Here is an 18,174-nt window from a genome sequence, read left to right as displayed (position 1 = left end):
GCCGCCATGCACGCTCTCCAACGTCTCGCGCCGGAAATCCGCCAGTACCTGGTGGTGACCGGTAACTACTGGGCCTTCACACTCACCGACGGCGCATTGCGCATGTTGGTAGTGCTGCACTTCCATGCACTGGGCTACTCGCCCTTGCAGATCGCCGCGCTGTTCCTGTTCTACGAAATATTCGGCGTCGTCACCAACCTGATTGGCGGGTACCTCGGCGCGCGGCTTGGTCTGAACCGGACGATGAACCTCGGCTTGGCGCTGCAGGTCGCGGCCCTGCTGATGCTCACCGTACCGGCCTCATGGCTGACCGTGCCCTGGGTAATGGGTGCGCAGGCGCTTTCCGGCATCGCCAAAGACCTGAACAAGATGTCCGCCAAGAGCTCGATCAAGCTGTTGGTACCCGACAGCCAGCAGGGCACGCTTTATAAGTGGGTCGCGATTCTCACCGGCTCGAAGAATGCCCTCAAGGGAGTAGGTTTCTTCCTTGGCGGCGCGCTTCTTACGTTGCTGGGGTTCGCCGGTGCGGTTCTCTCGATGGCTGCCGTGCTGGCGCTGGTCTGGCTGGCCAGTCTGGTGCTGCTGAAAAAAGATCTCGGCAAGGCCAAGGCCAAGCCCAAGTTCCGCGACATCCTGTCCAAGAGTCGCGCGATCAACGTGTTGTCCGCGGCGCGCCTGTTCCTGTTCGGCGCGCGAGACGTGTGGTTCGTGGTGGCCTTGCCGGTGTATCTGAGCGCGGTTTTCGGCTGGGACTTCTGGATGGTCGGCGGCTTCCTTGCATGCTGGATCATCGGTTACGGCATTGTCCAGTCGGTCGCACCGGCGATCACCGGCAAACGCAGTGGCAAGGTCCCGGATGGTCGGGCGGCATGCCTATGGGCAGCTTCGCTGGCGGCATTGCCTGCGGCAATTGCGATCGGGCTGGCGACGGCTGCGTCGCCACAGTGGGTGCTGATCGGAGGATTGATGCTGTTTGGCGTGCTGTTTGCGGTGAATTCATCGCTACACAGCTATCTGATCGTCAGCTACGCCAAGGAGGACGGTGTCTCGCTGGACGTGGGTTTCTACTACATGTCCAACGCCCTGGGGCGGCTGGTGGGCACGCTGCTCTCGGGTTGGGTGTTCCAGGTCTACGGCCTGCAGGCTTGCCTGTGGGTGTCGTCCCTGTTCGTAGTGCTCGCAGCGCTTATCTCTCTGTGGTTGCCGCGACACGACGGCTAGGGCAGGGCGGGCGCCGAGCGCCCGCCTGACATGATCAATAGCTGTACTGCAGCTGCGCCCAGAGCTTCTCGGTATCCACCGAGTAATCATCGGCGTCGTAGCCGGCGTACTTGACGGTGGCCACCAGTCCTTTGACCAGCGGGATGGCATGGCTGTAGGCGACGTTGATCTCCTCGCCGTATTGCTGGCTGCCGCGTTCGGCGCGGAAATCGTGGTACCAGGCCTGCAGCGTTCCACCGAACAAAGGCAGAGTGCCGCCGAGATAGACATCCTGCACACCGTCCGCAGGCGTCAGCAGGAAGGCATCGGCCCAGCCCTGAAAGGCGTGCTTGGTAGCCAATGGCGTCTGGAAGGCCCGATTGCCCGGCCCCGAGTCGCCACCCAGGACTTCCACGCCCGCTTTAAGCGTGGCCCCCTTGAGGGCGTAACCCAGCTCGGCCAGGTAGTACTCGCTGCTCAGCTCCTGCGGATTGCCGGCGTAGTCCTGCTGGCGGGCATATTCAAGCGCATAGCTGATGCCGTGGAGGCCACCATTCAGACGCAGGCCGGTGGTCTTGCTGGACAGGGTGCCGAGCGCGGCGGTGGGTGCGGTGGCGATGTTGTCCAGTCCCAGCAGATAGCTGTAGGCGGTGGCCGTCAGCTCCGGTGAGTGCACGTACCGAGCGTTGATCAGATGGCTGTGGCCTTCGATGTTGGCGGGGTTCGCCGGGTTGTCGAAGCGATTGTCAGCCGGGCCGAAGATGGTGTTGACGTTGTCTATGTAGGCATAGGTCAGCGTCAGCTCATCGACAGGCTGTAGCTGGCCCAGCACGCCGTCGTAGGTCTGCTCGTTCTGGCGCCAGGCGACACCACCAACGAAGCGTTGATTGTCCAGATTGATCCGCTGCCGCCCGACCACAGCATTGCCGAGTGCATGGTCGTACCGCAGCAGCGCCTGATTGATCTCGCTGCCGTCGGGGTCCGGAACGGTCGAATAGTCGGTCTGGCCGTTGCGCGTGCTGTTGTACGCCGCGTCGCCCAGGCGGCTGACGTTGTCGGCCTCGACCAGCGCGGACAGGCCGTACCACTGACCGGTCTGGAAGCCGATGCGGGTGCGCAGCGTCTGCGCATTGGCATGTTTCAGCGCGTTGTCCTGGTCGATGTGCTCGTAGCGATAGCGCAGATCCAGAATCGGCTTGGCATCGGTGAACAGGTCGCTGAAGTTCTCGCCGGCGAGGATCGCCGGACTGCAGAACAGCCCGACGCTAAGCAGGCAGGGTGTCAGATGATGTGGACGCAGCTTTCTCATGTGTCGCTCCCTTGGTTGGCATCGGAGCGAACGATAGGCTGCTTACTATTTTTGCCATTGACAGCAGTCAAGGCCGAAAAAATGCTCTGCCGCGGGCATTGCAGCCCGCTTCGGGCTGCATGTGGCTCAGAAGTCAGCGTTTCGCTTAATGCGCAATGGCAGCTTTCAACATGCCGATATCGGTTGCGGCACGCTGGATCAGCGCCGCAGCGTTCGGCCCCGTTTTTTCCTGCCCGCTGCGACGACCACGACGCCAGTGCGCCATCGGCTGCAGTGCGCTGATATCCGAACGGGTTACCAGTTCTTCGAGTGATCGCTTGCTCATCGTCGCGTCCTCACATCGTCTGTTCGGGGGAGCGTCCGTGCGCCATGGGGGAGTCCTTGAGCAAAGGATGCGCGGAGTTTGTTACACTTGGTTGGCAGTGACGCGCGTGCGGACGAGCGGCGCCGGGGTGGGCCTACGGCGAAACCTCGCCGATGGCGCTGACACTGGTAATGCCGGCGTTCCAGATCATCTCGTAATGGGCGGTCTGGACAATGGATAGCACATTGCGCGGCGTCATGAGCGCCCAGCAATGCTGGCCAGGCTTGCGCACCGAGCGGTAGCGCAGACCTGCAAAGCCGTCCTGCCGGAGCTGACGACCGAACTGGCGCGCCGCGGAATAGTCGTTCGGATCGTAGATCGGGTCGGTCAGCGCGACGGTCGTGGCATCCAGCAGGCCTGCCTCGTCGAACTGGCACGACAATCCGCGAAAGACGAAGCGCTCGAAGTTCAGACCCACCACGCCGGACCAGTACAGTTCCTGGTGATGGCGCACTTCGGCCAGGGCCGTTTCCATGCTGTCGGCCAGGTAGAGCACGCCGTAGCTGCCATCGCTGAAACGCGAGCCTGAGGGATTCACATGGGTGAACGGAGCGGTGGCATAGGAGCAGCCGGGAATGCCGAACGGGATCTCGCCACGGGGAATCAGCTCGAGTCGGCCGGTCTCGTTGTGCAGGCGCGGGTTCGTCAGGGCCTGGAGCTGATAAAGCATGTCGAACTCATCGGCGTCGGCCACGTCATCGAATAGCTCGATTGGCGGAAACTTCGAGTTCACCAATCGATACGCCTGCAGCTTCGCCGGCGGCCGAACCGGCAGCCGCTTCGGCACTACCACTGCGCGCCCCGCAGGCTGTCGATCCGCCGAAATGTTTCGTACAGCGAAATCATGTCGCCCTGCGCCATGACCGCCAGCGGTGAACGGCCGTTGAAGAACTCGTTGTGATTGGGCATTCCAGGGAAACCGTAGGTGTTCTCCGGATTATCGAAGATCAGTCGCAGAGCGGCGTGGATATTGAGGATGAAACTGATGCGCTGCATCTGATCCGGATCCAGGCTCACCGACCAGTCGGCATTACGCAACTTGGCGCGCGCATGAGTGCTGCGGGAGATACGCAGAATTCGACAGGCCTGTTCAGTCGTGGCCTGCCATTTGTCCAGAATATTCACCGCAGCGCGCAATCCAGTTGTGCATTGATCCTTGGAAAAAGCGGCTACTTGAAGGGTGGCTGACATGGCAATGGTTCCGACAGTTTGTTTCTGTAGATACAGATTAGCACAAATTTATTCTACAGATTTGTAGAGACGCCGATATTGCCCGCAACTTAACGCCCAACAAACGTGAAGGGCTTGAAGTACGCACAATCGAGCGCAACCGATCTTTGAGCGGCTGATGGGATATATAGGAGGGATATTCGAATGGGCTGCGCCGGCGCCAGTTGCTGGAACCAACGGAAGTTTGGTGCCCGGAGCGGGGGTCGAACCCGCATACCCTTTCGGATGAGGGATTTTAAGTCCCTTGCGTATACCAATTTCGCCATCCGGGCGTAGGCTGCGTCGCAGCGCGCCGATGGGGAATCGGCGGCGCAGGACTATAACCAGCCTCCGAGGCCCACGCAACCAGAACGACCGGCGTTCAACCACCAGAACTGCCAGACAAGGCCCACCACCCGGGCAGCAAACGACGCACCTGCGGACGGCCAAAACGATCGTCGATCAGATGCACGACGCCCTCGTCCTGCTGTGTGCGGATCACTCGGCCGGCGGCCTGCACGACCTTTTGCAAACCAGGGTAGAGATAGGTGTAGTCGTAACCGTGGCCGCGCCCGAACAGCTCGTCGAGCCGTATCTTGAATTGTTCGTTGACCGGGTTGACCTGCGGCAGGCCAAGGGTCGCGACGAAGGCACCGATCAGGCGCTGGCCAGGCAGGTCGATACCTTCGGCGAAGGCGCCGCCAAGCACGGCGAAACCGATGCCTTCGCTGTGTTCGGTAAAGCGATCGAGAAAGGCATTGCGCGCCGCTTCCTGCATGCCGCGGGTCTGCTCCCAGAAGGGTACGTCCGGGCATTGCTCGCGCAGCAGCGCGGCGACCTGTTGCAGGTAATCGAAGCTGCTGAAGAAGGCCAGGTAGTTGCCGGGACGCTCACGGTACTGACGGGCAATCAGTTCGACCACGGCGCCCAGCGAGGCCTGCCGGTGCTGATAACGGGTCGAGACATGCTCGGCCAGGCAGACGCGCAGTTGCCGGCTTTGGAACGGCGACTCGACATCGATCCAGGCACTGCCGGCGGGCAGGCCCAGCATGTCGGCGTGGAACCTGCGCGGGCTCAGCGTGGCGGAGAACAGCACACTGGAACGCGCCTGCGCCAGGCGGGGAGCCAGAAAGGGGGCGGGAACCACATTGCGCAGACAAAGGATCGAACGACGGGCCTTGCTGCGAGCAGTCGCCTGCAACAGGCTGATGTCGAACAGAGAGTGTTCACCGAACAGCTCGGCGACACGGCAGAAATGCATGGCGTCGAAATAGGCCCGTTGCAGTTCCGCATCCAGCCCTGCGGGTTGCTCGCCCAGATAGTCGGTGATGGCGCTGACCGCCTGTTGCAGCGCGCCCAGCAGCTTGAGCGGCAACTCCGGTTGCACCTGGTAGTCCGGCAACTGCTCGCGATGCAGCTCGTTCCAGCAGCGCTGCACGCGCCCCAGCGGCCGCTTCAAGGGTGCTGGCGCCTGGCTGGCGAGGCCGGCGAAGGCGCGCTGATCGAGCTCGGCGCTGTACATGCCACGTGCCCGGTCAATCAGGTTGTGCGCCTCGTCCACCAGCAGGCAGATGCGCCAGTCGTTGGCCAGCGCCAGGCCGTGGAGGAGGGCGCTGCTATCGAAGTAATAGTTGTAGTCACCGACCACCACGTCCGCCCAGCGTGCCACCTCCTGACTGAGGTAATAGGGACAGACCTGATGGGCAAGCGCCACTTCGCGCAGGGCCGCCTGGTCGAGCAGGGGCTGCCCCAGCGCGGCGGCCCGCGCCGCGGGCAGGCGGTCGTAGAAGCCGCGGGCGAGGGGGCAGGATTCGCCATGACAGGCCTTGTCCGGGTGTTCGCAGGTCTTTTCGCGCGCCACCAGCTCCAGTACCCGCAGTCCATGGTTGGCGTTGCGTTGCAGCGTCTGCAACGCATCCAGTGCCAGGCGTCGACCGGACGTCTTGGCGGCGAGAAAGAACAGCTTGTCCAGCTGCTGCCCCGGGAATGCCTTGAGCTGCGGGAACAGGGTGCCAAGCGTCTTGCCGATGCCGGTAGGCGCCTGCGCCATAAGCGTGGTGCCCGTGCAAGCCGCCTTGTACACCGCCTCGGCCAGTTGCCGCTGGCCGGTACGAAAGTCGTCGTGGGGAAAGCGCAGGGCGGAAAGCGCCTGGTCGCGCGCAGCGCGGTGGGCCATTTCCTGTGCGGCCCAGTCGATGAACGCCTGACACTGGGTCTCGAAGAACACGCGCAGCTGTGCTGCGGTGTGACGCTCGACGAACAGCGTTTCCTTGTGGCTGGTGACGTCGAAATAGACCAGTGCCAGTTCGAGTTCATCGAGCCCGCGTGTCTGACACAGCAGCCAGCCATAGATCTTCGCCTGCGCCCAATGCAACTGGCGATGATTGGCGGGCTGGCGCTCCAGGTCGCCGCGAAAGGTCTTGATCTCTTCCAGGCGATTGCGCGCCGGGTCGTAGCCATCGGCACGGCCGCGCACGCTCAGTTGCCCGTATTGCCCCTCCAGGGCGATCTCGCGCTCGTAGCCGTCGCCACGCCTGGCGGTGACCTGGGCGTGCCCGGCGATGCCTTCCAGCGCGGTGGGCGAGGGCGTGAAGCGCAGATCCAGATCGCCGACCTTGGCGGTGAATTCGCAGAGCGCGCGCACCGCGACCCGATAGCTCACGCCATGGCCTCGGCCCACTGGACATGGCAGACGGCAATGGGCAAACCGTGCTGATGGGCGTAGTCGATCCAGCGCTTCTGGTTGTCCTGCAGGCGATCGCCCGGGCCCTTCACTTCGATCATGCGATAGCGGCGCGCTTCCGGCCACAGCTGGATCAGGTCCGGCAGGCCGGTGCGATTGCCAGTGACGTCCGCCAGGATGCGCTGGAACAGCAGCTTCAGATGCGCGGCGGGAATGCAGTCCAGCGCCTGCGCCAACAGCTGTTCGTCGAGCAGGCCCCAGGCGACGAACGCGTTATGGATGCCGAGCTTCGCCTGGAAGGTGCGCCAGATGCAGTCACGGTAGTCGTCGCTGTCGAGGCAGGCCAGGCAGGCGGCGAACAGATCGGCGCGGCGCTGGTGGAAGTCCGCGCGGTTCAGGTCGGCCGGCGCCCAGTGGAACGGGTGAAAGAACGCGCCCGGCAACGGCGCGAAGATCGCGTCCCAGCAGAGTAGGCCGAACAGCGAGCCGACCAGGGCGTTCTCCACGTAATACACCGGCGCATCCGGCCTCGTCAGATGCTCGCGCACCGCCTGCTCGACGCTGCAGGTAGGCCTCGGCAGGACCAGATCGAGCTGTTCCGGCTTGCGGCTGCGTGCACGTTCGGTCGGAATGCCCAGGCTGCGTTGCAGACGTGGCAGGATGCGCTGCAGCTGCTGCACTTCATGTTCGCTTTCCGGCGCGGCCCGGGCCTGAAGCAACAGATCCAGCGCGGCCGCTGGCTGGCCGCCGCGCTCCAATACACGAATTGCCCGCTCACGCGCACCGGGATAGCTGTTGGACGCGTGCACGCGCAAGGCCTCGTCGAGCTGGCCGAGCCGTTCGAACTGCTGGCCGATGCGCAGCAGCAGTTTGCCGCGGCGGCTTTCCAGCCAGGCATTGCCGAACGGCGCGGCCGGTACAGCCGCCAGTATCTCCGCCAGCGGCTCGCCGGCATCGAAGCGCTCGCGACAGCGATGCAGATGCAGGTAGGCGTCCAGCTCGGCACGCGAACTGAACGCTCGTGAGGCGGGGGAAAAGGACACCTGCTCGTAGCGATAAACGCCCAGATCAGCCAGCACGAACTCCGACCAGTCCTGATGGATATTGCCGAAGAACAGCAGGCGCAGCCGCTCGCAGAGTTCGTCGATGCACAGGCTGTACACCGCGTCCTCGGAGCCCGCCCACCATTGCCCGAAGGACTTGGCCAGGTCATGGTCGGCGCGCAGCCTTTCGAACAGCTCGGCCTTGCGCAGGCCGGCCGAGTTCGTGGCGCCGAACAGCTGCAGCAGTTCGCCCTTGGTCAGCAGGCCGAACAGCTGTTCCAGCGTCAGCTCACGCTCGGCATCGATCCAGCCCTGCTCGATCAATGGCGCTGCCGCCCGACGTGGACAGCCGATCTCCCCGTAGTGCAGTTTGCTGGCGCGGAACAGCGCGCCCTTGCGCATCACCATGCGCACCAGCAATGCCTGGGACGCCTGCGGCAACAGAGCGAAACGCCCGATGAAGGCGCGTTCGGCGTCGTCCAGCAGGTCGCCATGATGCTGGTCCACCCAGGCCAGGACCTGCTGAAAGTTGTCGAGATAGTAGAAGGGGTTTTCCAGGGCCTGACGCATCGCACATCCGGTAAAACTGGGGCGCGGGCGGCCCGCTCGAAAGCTGGCTATTTATACAGTTCGAGCGGTATTTGGCAATGGCCGGTGATCAGCCGAAGGGGCGGCGTGGGTGCCGCCCCGGACGCGATGGAAGGATCAGACGGTGCGCGAGAAGCGCCCGCGCTGCTCGCCGCCGAGATAGGCATCGAAAGCCATGGCGACGTTGCGCATCATCAGCTGCCCCTGCGGCAGCAGAATCAGCGCATCGTCGCGCAGCTCCACCAGACCATCGGCGACCGGCTCGGCCAGTTTGGCCAGCGAGTCGGCAAAATAGCTGCGGAAGTCGATGCCGTGCTTCTGTTCGATCTGCCGGTAATCGATACGCCCATGGCACATCAACGAGACGATCACATCGCGGCGCAGCCGATCGTCGTCGCTCAGCTTGTAACCACGGTGCACCGGCAGCATGCCGTCGTTCAGTCGCGCGTAGTACTGCGAGAGCTCCTTGACGTTCTGGCTGTAGCTGTCGGCGACCTTGCCGATGGAGGAAATGCCCAGCCCGATCAGGTCGCAGTCGGCATGGGTGGAGTAGCCCTGGAAGTTGCGCTGCAGAGTGCCGTTGGCGCGGGCCAGGGTCAGCTCGTCCTCGGGTAGCGAGAAGTGGTCCATGCCGATGTAGACGTAGCCAGCCGCGGTCAGGCGCTGAATGGTCAGCTCCAGCAGTTCCAGTTTGCGCTCGGGCGGCGGCATGTCCTCGGGGCGAATCAGCTTCTGCGCGCGCACCAGATCCGGCAGGTGCGCGTAGCTGTACGCGGCGATGCGGTCCGGGCGGATGTCGATGATCTTGCTCAGCGTGGCATCGAAGCTGGCGACGGTCTGCAGGGGCAGGCCGTAGATCAGGTCGACGCTGACCGACTTGAAGCGCGCATCACGGGCGGCCTGGACCAGTTCGCGGGTCTGCTCCTCGGTCTGGATGCGGTTGACGGCGATCTGCACCTGCTCGTCGAAGTCCTGCACGCCGAAGCTCAGACGGTTGAAGCCGAGCTTGCGCAAGCCGTGGATCTGCTCCGGGGTGACGGTGCGCGGGTCCACTTCAAGGGAGAACTCGTGGCTGTCGCTGTCATCCATGTTGAACGCCTGATGCAGGCTCGCCATCAGGTCGGCCAGCTGTTCGCTGGTGAAATAGGTCGGTGTGCCACCGCCCAGGTGCAGCTGGGTCAGCTTGCGCGAGCGGTCGAACAGCGCACCCTGCATGGCGATCTCGCGCTTGAGGTACTCGAGGTACTCGACGGCGCGCTCGGTCTTGTGGGTGATGATCTTGTTGCAGGCGCAGTAGTAGCACAGGCTCTTGCAGAACGGGATGTGGATGTACACCGACAGCGGCTTGGGCGGCTGCGCCTGATTGCTGCGCGCAGCGGCAGCGCGGTAGTCGTCCTCGGCGAAGGCCTGATGGAACTGCGGGGCAGTAGGGTAGGACGTGTAGCGTGGACCGGGACGGTCGTATTTCTCGACCAGGGCCCGGTTGAAGCTCGGCAGTTGGTCCATTGTTCGTTTCACCTAAGGGTTGAATTCGGAGTCGGAAGCGGAACGCGGTGCCACCCTCGGGTGTTTCCGGCTCAGGCAGGTCATGGGCGCGAATTATGGACGATCAGGCCTCATGCGCCGACTGTCTCAGATCAAGAATAGCGCCCCGCACCGCACCGCTGGGCGGGATGCAGGGCGCAGAAGACGCGAGACCGCGGCTGGCCTCGCGTGCGTGCTCAGAGCTTGAACTGGCCGACCAGACGGTTCAGTTCGGTAGCCAGGCGCACCAGTTCATCGCTGATCTGCGAGGTTTGTGCCGCGTCGGCCGAGGTGGTGTCGGCAATGCGGCTGATGGTGGTGATGTTGCGGTTGATCTCCTCGGCCACCGCACTCTGCTGTTCGGCAGCCGTGGCGATCTGGGTGTTCATCTCGTTGATGGTGCCCACTTCGTTGGCAATCACGCTCAGGCTCTGTGCGGCTTTCTCGACGCACTGCGAGCCGGAACGCGCACGCAGCTGCGCCTCCTTCATCGCCTGTACCGCGTTGCGCACGCCGCTTTGCAGCTGCTCGATCATGGCCTGAATTTCTTCGGTGGACTTCTGCGTGCGCGAGGCGAGGGTACGCACCTCGTCAGCCACCACCGCGAAGCCGCGGCCCTGTTCGCCGGCGCGGGCTGCTTCGATCGCGGCGTTCAGCGCCAGCAGGTTGGTCTGCTCGGCGATGCCGTTGATCACCCCGAGCACCATGTCGATGCTGGCGCTGTCGCTCTCGACCCGCTGGATCACCTCGGCGGCCTTTTCGATTTCGGCGATCAGCACTTCGATACCATCCAGCGCTTCGCTGGCGACCTTCACGCCGGCCTTCGATTCATTGTCCGCTCCGGTGGAAGCAGTTGCCGTATGGCTGGCGTTGCGCGCCACTTCCTGCACGGTGGCACTCATCTCGTTCATCGCCGAGGCGACCAGATCGGTCTCGCTGCGCTGGTCGTTGACCGCGGCCAGGGTCTTTTCCGCGACATGGGAGACGCGTTCGGACACATCGGTGAGCTGGTGCGTGACCCCGGCGACTGCTTCCAGGCTATGGCGGAACTTGCCGATCATGCGGTTGAAGGCATCGCCCATGGCGCCGATTTCATCCTTTGCACCGACCGCGACACTGCGGCTGAGATCCTCGTCTTCGGCCATGCTGTCCATGGTGTGGCGCATGGCGTTGATACGACGCAGGATCACATGGCGGACGGTCATGCACATCACCACCACGCCGACAATCAGCAACAACAACTGGATCGCGCCGCTGACGAGGATATTGCGGTCGACCTCCTGATCCAGCGCCTTGAGGTCGTAGCTGATGCGCACGGCGCCCATGACGGCGTTCTCGGCGACCTGGTGGCAGGTCAGGCAGTTGGTTCCGCGGTAGTCGGCATGGGCAAGGATCGGGTTGATCACGGTCAGCACCCGGCCGCCATCCTTCTTGTCGACCTGAATGATCGACTCGCCCGTCAACGCCTGACGATCGAGCGCGTCGGCAGGCGCCTGATGCGCGTAACCGGGACCGAACACCTTGGTCACTTCATCGCCTCGGATGATGCGCGCATCGATGACGCCGGGGCGTGCCAGGATCTTGTTTCGCAGCACCTCGCGCTGCGCCATGGTACCGGTCAGCATCATGGTGTTGATGCTGTCGAAGTACGAGTCGGCGGCATCCTTGGTCTGCTGCTCGACCACCTGCAGAACCAGCCGCTTCTCCGTGCTGGCAGCGATGAACAGCGAGGCCGACATGATCGCCACCAGCACCAGCACCAGCGCCAGGTTGATCTTCGTCTGCACGGACATTTGTCGAGGGGCGGAGTTGTTCATGGTTTTCCTTAGTACTACTGCCACGCGGGAGGTAGCTGTCACTGCACTCTTGTTTTATTGGTTTCCCATGACGACGCAGCAACGAGCTGGGCGATCTGAAGCTCGTATCGGCTAGTAGCGTGGATTCTTGAAACTTCGAAGCCGGTGGTAGCCTTGCGCCATTATGGCGCGCGCTATGGTATTGCTTTCCGAGGAATGTGAACCACGTCGCTCGACCAATGACGGAGCAAATGCAGCTTTCACTGACTCAGGTCATGAGTTCGAGGGCAGGGGCGGCGGTCCTGGTTGGCATCTTGCTGTAACCGCGCACTGCTAAAGAACAGAAGCGGCGGTATGCATCACGCCGGTGCAAACGGGCATGAGACATAGCGCCGCTTTACAGAATGGCAAAGCGATATTAGCGTTGCCGACCCGTCTGGCAGGCGATTGGAAAAGACGTCAGTGAACGGGCATCTTTTCTGCATTCCTCCGTTGCGTTCGCTGCGAACCCCTTATGAAAACGATGGTCGTAGGCTCTACGCCGGCAAGACCGGGCAACACCGCAAGGCAGCTGCTGTTCCTACAAGCAGTGCATCGATTGGAACCTTCATTTCAAGGACTCACATGATCAAGAAATGCCTTTTTCCCGCTGCCGGATATGGCACCCGTTTTCTCCCCGCAACCAAGGCCATGCCCAAGGAAATGCTGCCGGTGGTGAACAAGCCGCTGATCCAGTACGGGGTAGAGGAGGCGCTGGCGGCAGGGCTCACGCAGATCGCCATGGTCACCGGGCGCGGCAAGCGCTCGCTCGAAGACCACTTCGATATCAGCTATGAGCTCGAGCATCAGATTCGCAACACCGACAAGGAAAAGTACCTCGTCGGTATTCGTCGCCTGATCGACGAGTGCAGCTTTTCTTACACCCGTCAGGTGGAAATGAAGGGGCTGGGCCACGCGATTCTCAGCGGCCGTCCGCTGATCGGTGACGAGCCGTTCGCCGTGGTGCTGGCAGACGACCTCTGCATCAACCTCGATGGCGACCCGGTGCTGGCGCAGATGGTCAAACTGTACAACCAGTTCCGCTGCTCGATCGTGGCGATCCAGGAAGTACCGCCGGAAGAAACCAGCAAGTACGGCGTGATTGCCGGCGAGATGATTCGCGACGACATCTTCCGCGTCAGCCACATGGTCGAAAAGCCCAAGCCGGAAGACGCCCCGTCGAACCTGGCGATCATCGGCCGTTACATCCTCACCCCGGACATCTTCGAGCTGATCGAGCAGACCGAGCCGGGCAAGGGAGGTGAAATCCAGATCACCGACGCGCTGATGAAGCAGGCAAAGGACGGTTGCGTGCTGGCCTACAAATTCAAGGGACAGCGTTTCGACTGCGGTAGCGCCGAGGGATACATCGAGGCGACCAACTTCTGCTACGAGAACTTCTACCTCACCGGTAAGGCGTTCTGATCCAGTCGGGCCACCTCAGGGTGGCCCGATCGTTTTATGGCGCGGGCAATTCCTCGGCGCCCGGCCCGAGCGGCTGGCCATAGCTGAACTCCACATAGTTGCCCGCCGGGTCGCGTACCCCACAGTAGTAGCCCACCGGATAGGGCTCGTCGCGCGGCTCCCAGATCAAGCAGCCATCCGCGCGCGCCAATTCGGCTACCGCATCCACTTCCTCCCGAGTGGCCATGGCGAAACCGAAATGGCTGTAGTCGTTCTCCGCCAGCGAGCGATCCATGCCGCCCGGCATGATCACGAAGATGAATTCACGCTCCTTGCCGGGCTCGGCCATCCAGACGATGCGTGAGCCTTTGCCAGGGCGTTCGTGGAACACCCGCATTCCGCAAAACCGCGTGTAGAAGGCGATACAGGCGTCCAGGTCTGGCACATGCAGCGCCAGGTGGGTGAGGGTGGGGCGCATGGGGCACTCCTTCGGTGAATCAGGCGCAAAGCCTGGGTTATGCTGTTCGCTACAGAAGGAGACAACTCTACATGGCTTACGACTTCGATCTATTCGTCATCGGTGCGGGTTCCGGTGGCGTACGTGCGGCGCGCTTCGCTGCAGGCTTTGGCGCGAAAGTGGCCGTCGCCGAGAGCCGCTACCTGGGCGGCACCTGCGTCAACGTCGGCTGTGTGCCGAAGAAGCTGCTGGTCTACGGTGCGCACTACGCTGAGGACATCGGCCAGGCGCAGGGCTACGGCTGGACCATCGACGGCGCGACCTTCGACTGGAAGACCCTGATCGCCAACAAGGATCGCGAGATTCAGCGCCTGAACGGCATCTATCGCAGCATCCTGGTGGACAGCGGCGTGACCCTGCTGCAGGCGCATGCGCAACTGGTCGATGCACATACCGTCGAAGTCGAAGGCAAGCGCTACAGCGCCGAACATATCCTGATCGCTACCGGCGGCTGGCCGCACGTGCCGGAAATCCCGGGCCGCGAGCACGCCATCACCTCCAACGAAGCCTTCTATCTGGACGCCTTGCCGCGGCGGGTCCTGGTGGTTGGCGGCGGTTATATCGCGGTGGAGTTCGCCTCGATCTTCCATGGTTGCGGCGCCGACACTAAGCTGCTCTACCGTGGCGAGCTGTTCCTGCGTGGTTTCGATGGCTCGCTGCGCGACCATCTGAAGGACGAGATGATCAAGAAGGGCGTGGACCTCCAGTTCAACGCCGACATCGTCCATATCGACAAGCTTGCCGACGGCAGCCTGCTTGCCACCCTTGAAGACGGCCGCACCCTGGAAGCGGACTGCATCTTCTATGCAACCGGCCGCCGGCCGATGATCGACGGCCTGGGGCTCGAAGCAGCCGGCGTGGCACTGGATGCCCGTGGCTTCATTGCGGTGGATGACGAGTACCGCACCTCGGTGCCTTCGATTCTGGCGATCGGAGACGTGATCGGTCGCGTCCAGCTGACGCCCGTTGCGCTGGCCGAAGGTATGGCGGTGGCGCGGCGCCTGTTCAAACCGGAGCAGTATCGCAAGGTCGACTACTCGACCATCCCTACAGCGGTGTTCAGCCTGCCTAACATGGCAACCGTCGGGCTGACCGAGGAGCAGGCGCGGGAGCAGGGCTACAAGGTCACGCTCTTCGAAAGCCGCTTCCGTCCCATGAAGCTGACCATGACCGACAGCCTCGAACGAAGCCTGATGAAGCTGGTAGTGGATGCGCATACCGACCGCGTGCTGGGCTGCCATATGGCGGGGCCGGACGCCGGCGAAATCATGCAGGGGCTGGCCGTGGCGCTGAAGGCCGGGGCGACCAAACAGGTCTTCGACGAAACCCTGGGGATCCACCCGACGGCGGCCGAAGAGTTCGTCACCATGCGCACACCCGCCGCTATCTGAGGGCAGACAGGCGTGCCGCCCTGCGCGGCACGCCGCTCAGCTCAGTGATGATGGCCGGTTGCGGTATTCCCGGATGCCGGGGCATCGACCTCGATGCTCACTTCGGTGGTGATCTCGCTACCGCTTTCGAACTGCAGGGTTACCGGAAAACTTTCTCCGGCCACCAGTGGCTGTTTGAGGCCGAAAAGCATCACGTGATTGCCTCCCGGTTTGAATTCCACCTTGCCCGCCGCCGGCACCTCCACCGAATCGATCCGCTGCATCTTCATCATGTCGCCCTGATGCACATGGGTATGCAGCTCGGTCTTTTCCGCGCGCGGCGTCTGCGCACCGATCAGTCGCTGCGAATGCTCGCCACGATTTTCCAGAACGAAATACACCGCACCGGTGGGCGCACTCGGCGGCATCGCGCGCGACCAGGCCTGGCTGACAGCCAGCTCCCCGGCGACTGCGGGTGCTGCTGCGTGATGATCGTGGTGGTCCTGCGCGAAGGCAGGCATGCAAAGCATGGTGAAAGCGCCTGCGGCCAGTAAGCGAAGCAGCATGGAAAACTCCGATTATCGTGTGAAGAATGGCGCCATCTTACGCCGCTTGGCGCCAGGCGCTACGTTCGGTTGCATGACGGCCTCCGGGACGTTGATTCCGATCAAACACAAGCCGTCGATGCCGGACAAATCGGCTGGGGACTGCACGCAAGGATGCACATCATGAACCACTCGAAGCCGCTGTTCCTGATGCCGCGCGCGAGAGGGTATTGCACGGCGCCAATCGACTTGCCGAAACGAACCGCAACACCCACGGCTCCGAGTGCACTGCCAGCACGAATGTAGTCAAAATGCATGCAGACCGAGCAAGCGACCAATCAACAGTACTCGCTCTTCAGCGCGGCGGCGACCATAGCGCTTGAGTCGAGCACAGTGAGGCGCCGGCTGACCAGCTCAGAGGGAAGACGGAACGGCGGAACGGTGTCGGTGATCACCAACTGGTCGAATACCGGGCTCTCCAGGATTTCCGGCCCGCCGGTGAACAGGCCGTGGGCCGCCGCCGCGTGGACCTGCCGCGCGCCGGCCTTGCGGCAGGCCTCGCCGGCGCGTAACAGAGTGCCGCCGGTGCTGATCAGATCATCAACGATGATCGCGATCCGCTCGTGAACGTCGCCGACCAGCATCGTTCCGGTCACGATGTCGTTGCTGCGGTACTTCTCCATGTAGGCGCTGCCAACCGCGCGCCCGATATGCCGCTCCAGCGCCCGGCGAAAGGATTCCGCGCGCTTGGCGTCGCCGGCATCGGGGGAGACCGCTACCAGCTCGACGTCACCAGGCAGCTGCGTGAAGTGCGCAGCGAACAGCTCGGCGCTCTCGATATGCCGCGTGGGGATGCGGAACGCGTTGTCGAACGCAGCCAGGTTGTGCACCTCGAAGGTCGTCAGGCGATCTACCCGACAGGCCTCGAACAACGCCGCCACGTAGCGGGTGATGATCGGGTCCTGGGGCTGGGTACGACGCTCCTTGCGTGCATAGCAGAGATAGGGTGCGACTACCTGCACGTGGCGGGCACCGGCGTCCTTCAGGGCGCCGCAGAAGAACAACAGGCGGCAGAGCTTGTCGTTCACGCTGCGCTCGTCATCGCCGTACAACGCATGGAAGACGACGGCGTTGCGGTTTTCCACAGACGTCAGGGCGCGGGTCTTGTGCTCGCCGTCTTCGAAGGCGCGCTCTTCGAGCTCGGCCAGCTCGAGCCCCATGTGCCGTGCGACACGAGCGGCATATTCCTGGGTGCCATGCAGCGCGAACAACAGAGGAGGGCGGGTGTTCATGGATGACTCCTGCTTGGACGGGGACGAGCGGACGCGAGCTGCGGGTAGCCCAGGCCCAGTGCCTGGTGATCGAGCAGATAGAGGCGTGACTGTCGCAGCAACGCACGTGCCTGTTCAGCCTTGGCTTGGGCAGCTTCGGCTGTGGCCTGGCGCTGGGCGCTGCCGGCCAGGGTGAAGCTGCGAGTCGCCGCGCGAACCGATAGGAACAGCGGCAACGGTGCACACTCCTCGGCCTCGCCACTCTCATCCAGATAGGCTCGCAAAACAGTCGGCGCCAGATCAGCCAACTGGTGGTGCTGCAGGTCCATCAGCACGAAGGCGAGGTCATGCAGGACATCGATACAGGCAATCTCGTCGCTGAACTCGATGCCGTCGAACAGGGTAGGCCGCCCTTCGAACAGGCAGATGTTCGCCAATCGCATATCGCCATGGCAGTGCCGCACGCATCCATCGCGGCGCCGCCGGTCCAACTCTGCCGACAGCTGATCGAGCAAGGTCAACTGGTCCCGGTAGAGCGCCTGCACCGCATTTCCATCGAGCAATGCGCACTGGCGGCGCAGCTCCTGATGATTGGTCTCGATGGATCGGCGTATGCCAGCGCTGCCACCAAAGGCCGGCGTTCGCTCGGCACCGGCATGAAAACGAGCGACCTCGACGCCCAAGGTCTGCATCAGCGAGGGCGTCAGCTCGCCGGCCATGGCCATGCGATCGAACAAGGCGGACTGCGGAAAGCGCCGCATCACCACGACCCAATCCAGCACCTCGCCGTCCGCGTCGAAGGCCAGTACGCCAGCGCGATCCCGGGTGATCGCGCTCACCCTGAGGTAAAGGCCAGGTGCCGTGCGCCGGTTCAGCCGCAGCTCGGCATGGCAGGCGCGCTCGCGCTTTTCCAGCGTGAGAAAATCCAGCGACGCATAGGCGATCTCGCGCTTGAGCTTGTAAACGCGTTCGCCACACAGAAAGATCAGCGAGCCATGGGTCTCGATTCGATCGACCGTACCGCCCGGGCAGCCGTAGCTGTCAGCGCGGGAAAGAAAGCCGATGACCTCGTGCTGACCGCTCATCTGTCCCTCAGCATTCTTCGGCACGGTAGGCCCCTTGGGCGCCGTCGGCGCGCAACACGGGGCAGCTGTCTGCGAGTCTAGCTGCGCGACGGCAGGCTGCTCGACGCATCGCTGAATGAAACGCGGGACCGCCTCGCGGTTAGTACAGAACGAGAGCGAAGTGAGGGTGGTGGCAATCAGGAATGTGATGCCTGCTCAAAAAAGAGACTAGATTTTTCATATATAAA

At 63.0% G+C, this 18,174-nt stretch carries 15 protein-coding genes and 1 tRNA gene; 3 read left to right on the top strand and 13 right to left on the bottom strand.

Annotated elements, in window-relative coordinates; all coding sequences use genetic code 11:
• Positions 1–6: 6 nt before the first annotated feature.
• Positions 7–1,221, top strand: a complete 1,215-nt coding sequence (arsJ, locus tag ACVRRC_RS15680) for an organoarsenical effux MFS transporter ArsJ (protein ID WP_011913234.1) — start codon at positions 7–9, stop codon at positions 1,219–1,221.
• A gap of 34 nt (positions 1,222–1,255) precedes the next feature.
• Here the strand turns inward: arsJ and ACVRRC_RS15675 are convergent, their stop codons facing one another.
• The 9 genes from ACVRRC_RS15675 to ACVRRC_RS15635 all read right to left on the bottom strand — a co-directional run bounded on the left by ACVRRC_RS15675 (position 1,256) and on the right by ACVRRC_RS15635 (position 11,737).
• Positions 1,256–2,509, bottom strand: coding sequence for an alginate export family protein (locus ACVRRC_RS15675; protein WP_079328319.1), 1,254 nt, complete (start codon positions 2,507–2,509; stop codon positions 1,256–1,258).
• A 145-nt stretch (positions 2,510–2,654) separates the two neighbouring features.
• A complete protein-coding gene (locus ACVRRC_RS15670) occupies positions 2,655–2,834 on the bottom strand; it encodes a hypothetical protein (protein WP_013982782.1) in 180 nt (59 codons plus the stop codon).
• A 133-nt stretch (positions 2,835–2,967) separates the two neighbouring features.
• Positions 2,968–3,660 (bottom strand): RES family NAD+ phosphorylase, encoded by a 693-nt coding sequence (locus ACVRRC_RS15665; protein ID WP_102841107.1) that lies wholly within the window; start codon positions 3,658–3,660, stop codon positions 2,968–2,970.
• Positions 3,660–4,064, bottom strand: a complete 405-nt coding sequence (locus tag ACVRRC_RS15660) for an antitoxin Xre-like helix-turn-helix domain-containing protein (protein ID WP_026012474.1) — start codon at positions 4,062–4,064, stop codon at positions 3,660–3,662. The genes ACVRRC_RS15665 and ACVRRC_RS15660 overlap by 1 nt, the downstream gene beginning before the upstream one ends.
• A 224-nt stretch (positions 4,065–4,288) precedes the next feature.
• Positions 4,289–4,375, bottom strand: a tRNA-Leu gene (locus ACVRRC_RS15655).
• Positions 4,376–4,464: 89 nt separating this feature from the next.
• A complete protein-coding gene (locus ACVRRC_RS15650; RefSeq protein ID WP_472997205.1) occupies positions 4,465–6,744 on the bottom strand; it encodes a helicase C-terminal domain-containing protein in 2,280 nt (759 codons plus the stop codon).
• Positions 6,741–8,378 carry a VRR-NUC domain-containing protein gene (locus ACVRRC_RS15645; protein WP_472997204.1) on the bottom strand — a complete coding sequence of 546 codons (1,638 nt, stop codon included), beginning with the start codon at positions 8,376–8,378 and terminating at the stop codon, positions 6,741–6,743. Before ACVRRC_RS15645 ends, ACVRRC_RS15650 begins: the two co-directional genes overlap by 4 nt.
• 135 nt (positions 8,379–8,513) lie before the next feature.
• A complete protein-coding gene (hemN, locus tag ACVRRC_RS15640) occupies positions 8,514–9,902 on the bottom strand; it encodes an oxygen-independent coproporphyrinogen III oxidase (RefSeq protein ID WP_011913241.1) in 1,389 nt (462 codons plus the stop codon).
• A 215-nt stretch (positions 9,903–10,117) separates the two neighbouring features.
• Entirely contained in the window at positions 10,118–11,737 is a 1,620-nt protein-coding gene (locus tag ACVRRC_RS15635) for a methyl-accepting chemotaxis protein (RefSeq protein WP_013982787.1), read from the bottom strand.
• Between the two features lie 603 nt (positions 11,738–12,340).
• Between ACVRRC_RS15635 and galU the strand changes: the two genes are divergently transcribed.
• The gene (gene galU / locus ACVRRC_RS15630) at positions 12,341–13,180 is read left to right on the top strand and encodes a UTP--glucose-1-phosphate uridylyltransferase GalU (protein ID WP_013982788.1); all 840 of its coding nucleotides are present in this window, start codon (positions 12,341–12,343) and stop codon (positions 13,178–13,180) included.
• A 34-nt stretch (positions 13,181–13,214) separates the two neighbouring features.
• On the opposite strand, the gene ACVRRC_RS15625 is transcribed toward galU, so the two are convergent.
• Positions 13,215–13,637: a VOC family protein gene (locus ACVRRC_RS15625; RefSeq protein WP_017246406.1), complete on the bottom strand. Its 423-nt coding sequence runs from the start codon at positions 13,635–13,637 to the stop codon at positions 13,215–13,217.
• A gap of 71 nt (positions 13,638–13,708) precedes the next feature.
• On the opposite strand from ACVRRC_RS15625, the gene gorA reads away from it, so the two are divergent.
• Positions 13,709–15,067: a glutathione-disulfide reductase gene (gorA, locus tag ACVRRC_RS15620; protein WP_020306413.1), complete on the top strand. Its 1,359-nt coding sequence runs from the start codon at positions 13,709–13,711 to the stop codon at positions 15,065–15,067.
• A 41-nt stretch (positions 15,068–15,108) separates the two neighbouring features.
• On the opposite strand, the gene ACVRRC_RS15615 is transcribed toward gorA, so the two are convergent.
• The 3 genes from ACVRRC_RS15615 to ACVRRC_RS15605 form a co-directional block, all read right to left on the bottom strand.
• A complete protein-coding gene (locus ACVRRC_RS15615; protein WP_014596699.1) occupies positions 15,109–15,612 on the bottom strand; it encodes a copper chaperone PCu(A)C in 504 nt (167 codons plus the stop codon).
• A gap of 317 nt (positions 15,613–15,929) precedes the next feature.
• Complete coding sequence (locus ACVRRC_RS15610; RefSeq protein WP_472997203.1) at positions 15,930–16,883, bottom strand: ribose-phosphate diphosphokinase; 954 nt, start codon at positions 16,881–16,883, stop codon at positions 15,930–15,932.
• Positions 16,880–17,947 (bottom strand): phosphotransferase, encoded by a 1,068-nt coding sequence (locus ACVRRC_RS15605; RefSeq protein ID WP_472997304.1) that lies wholly within the window; start codon positions 17,945–17,947, stop codon positions 16,880–16,882. Before ACVRRC_RS15605 ends, ACVRRC_RS15610 begins: the two co-directional genes overlap by 4 nt.
• Between the last annotated feature and the right edge of the window lie 227 nt (positions 17,948–18,174).

The organism is Stutzerimonas sp. LR2, assembly GCF_055755175.1.
Note: the sequence above shows the minus strand (reverse complement) of the source record. Positions and strands in the feature narration are given on the sequence as shown.

Coding starts and splice junctions, on each gene's coding strand:
- arsJ (WP_011913234.1), top strand. CDS start 7: ATGCACGCTCTCCAACGTCTCGCGCCGGAAATCCGCCAGTACCTGGTG.
- ACVRRC_RS15675 (WP_079328319.1), bottom strand. CDS start 2,509: ATGAGAAAGCTGCGTCCACATCATCTGACACCCTGCCTGCTTAGCGTC.
- ACVRRC_RS15670 (WP_013982782.1), bottom strand. CDS start 2,834: ATGAGCAAGCGATCACTCGAAGAACTGGTAACCCGTTCGGATATCAGC.
- ACVRRC_RS15660 (WP_026012474.1), bottom strand. CDS start 4,064: ATGTCAGCCACCCTTCAAGTAGCCGCTTTTTCCAAGGATCAATGCACA.
- ACVRRC_RS15645 (WP_472997204.1), bottom strand. CDS start 8,378: ATGCGTCAGGCCCTGGAAAACCCCTTCTACTATCTCGACAACTTTCAG.
- hemN (WP_011913241.1), bottom strand. CDS start 9,902: ATGGACCAACTGCCGAGCTTCAACCGGGCCCTGGTCGAGAAATACGAC.
- ACVRRC_RS15635 (WP_013982787.1), bottom strand. CDS start 11,737: ATGAACAACTCCGCCCCTCGACAAATGTCCGTGCAGACGAAGATCAAC.
- galU (WP_013982788.1), top strand. CDS start 12,341: ATGATCAAGAAATGCCTTTTTCCCGCTGCCGGATATGGCACCCGTTTT.
- ACVRRC_RS15625 (WP_017246406.1), bottom strand. CDS start 13,637: ATGCGCCCCACCCTCACCCACCTGGCGCTGCATGTGCCAGACCTGGAC.
- gorA (WP_020306413.1), top strand. CDS start 13,709: ATGGCTTACGACTTCGATCTATTCGTCATCGGTGCGGGTTCCGGTGGC.
- ACVRRC_RS15615 (WP_014596699.1), bottom strand. CDS start 15,612: ATGCTGCTTCGCTTACTGGCCGCAGGCGCTTTCACCATGCTTTGCATG.
- ACVRRC_RS15610 (WP_472997203.1), bottom strand. CDS start 16,883: ATGAACACCCGCCCTCCTCTGTTGTTCGCGCTGCATGGCACCCAGGAA.
- ACVRRC_RS15605 (WP_472997304.1), bottom strand. CDS start 17,947: ATGAGCGGTCAGCACGAGGTCATCGGCTTTCTTTCCCGCGCTGACAGC.